This is a genomic window from Frankia sp. Hr75.2 (genome assembly GCF_949319125.1).
GTDB lineage: Bacteria > Actinomycetota > Actinomycetes > Frankiales > Frankiaceae > Parafrankia > Parafrankia soli.
In genome coordinates this window covers 1-1,373 of sequence record NZ_CASGGV010000151.1, presented here as the reverse complement: position 1 = coordinate 1,373, position 1,373 = coordinate 1, and the positions used below count along the sequence as shown (strand labels likewise).

Here is a 1,373-nt window from a genome sequence, read left to right as displayed (position 1 = left end):
GGTGAGCTGACTGCTCGTGCCGTCGGAGTTCACCGCGCTGCCGCGGATCACAGCCAGCACCCGATGGCCGTTCGCCCGCGCGTCCGAAAGCCGCTCCAGCAGCAGCAGCCCCACCCCCTCGGCGAGGCTGAACCCGTCGGCGGTGGCCGCGAACGGCTTGCACCGCCCGTCCGGGGCCAGCGCACCCTGCCGGCTGAACTCGACGAAGCTGCGCGGCGTCGGCATGATCGTGACGCCGCCGGCCAGCGCGAGGGAGCACTCGCCGCCGCGCAGCGCCTGCCCGGCCAGGTGGATGGCGACCAGTGACGACGAGCAGGCGGTGTCGATGGAGACCGACGGCCCCTCCAGCCCCAGCACATAGGAGATGCGCCCGGACGCCACGCTGCCGGTGCCACCGATCAGCAGGTGACCCTCGTACCCGCGAGCCGCCGGTTCACCCGGGCCCGGGCCGTAGTCGGCCGTGATCACCCCGGCGAACACACCCGTCCGGCTGCCCCGCAGCGAGACCGGATCGATGCCGGCGCGTTCGACGGCCTCCCAGGCGGTCTCCAGCAGCAGCCGCTGCTGCGGGTCGGTGGCCGCGGCCTCCCGCGGGGACATCCCGAAGAACTCCGCGTCGAAGTCCGCCGCGTCGTGCAGGAAGCCGCCCGCCCGGGCGTAGGACGTGCCGGGCCGCGCCGGGTCCGGGTCGTAGAGCTCGGCGAGGTCCCAGCCGCGGTCGGTCGGCAGGTCGCCGACCGCGTCCGTGCCCGTGGCGACGAGATCCCACAGCTCCTCGGCGGAGCGCACGCCCCCGGGATAGCGGCAACTCATCCCGATCACGGCGATCGGTTCACAGGCCGCGTCCTCGGCGGACCGCAGGCGGGCGCGGGCGGTGCGCAGATCGGCCGTCGCCCGCCGCAGGTATTCCCGCAGCTTGTCCTCGTTGGTGCTCACGTGGCCTCGTTCCTCCTGCAGCTGTGCCGGTGCGCGCGCCCGGCCGGACGGCGGTGGCCGGCGCGGGCGGTGCGGCAGGTACGGTCTGCGCGGTCTGCGCGGGGATCGGTCGGTGCTTTCAGGTGCCGGGCGAGGTGAGCTCGTCGTCGAGCGCCGCGAACAGTTCGTCGTCGGTGGCCGAGGTGAGGTCGGCGGGCAGCTCGGCGGCGCTGTCGCCGGAGACGCTGCGCAGCAGCGCGGTCAGCCGGTCGGCGACGGCGGTGTGACCCGGGCCGTCCGGCGGGTCGTCCGCCAGCGTGCGGGTCAGCGACCGTTCCAGGTCGTCGAGCTGGGCCAGCAGACCCGCGGTCGTGGCCGCGGTGTCCGATGATCCGTCCGCGGTGGACGTGGGCTCCGCGTCCCGGCGGGGGGGCCGCCGGCCGGGCCCCCCCCCGGCC

General features: G+C 75.5%; 2 protein-coding genes. Both read right to left on the bottom strand.

Going from position 1 to position 1,373, the window contains the following annotated elements; genetic code table 11:
- Positions 1 to 936, bottom strand: a 936-nt coding sequence (locus AC559T_RS12780) for a beta-ketoacyl synthase N-terminal-like domain-containing protein (protein WP_498868842.1), incomplete at its 3' end; no start/stop codon positions are given.
- 118 nt (positions 937 to 1,054) lie between these two features.
- On the bottom strand, positions 1,055 to 1,373 hold a 319-nt coding region (locus tag AC559T_RS12775), incomplete at its 5' end, for a hypothetical protein (protein WP_498868841.1).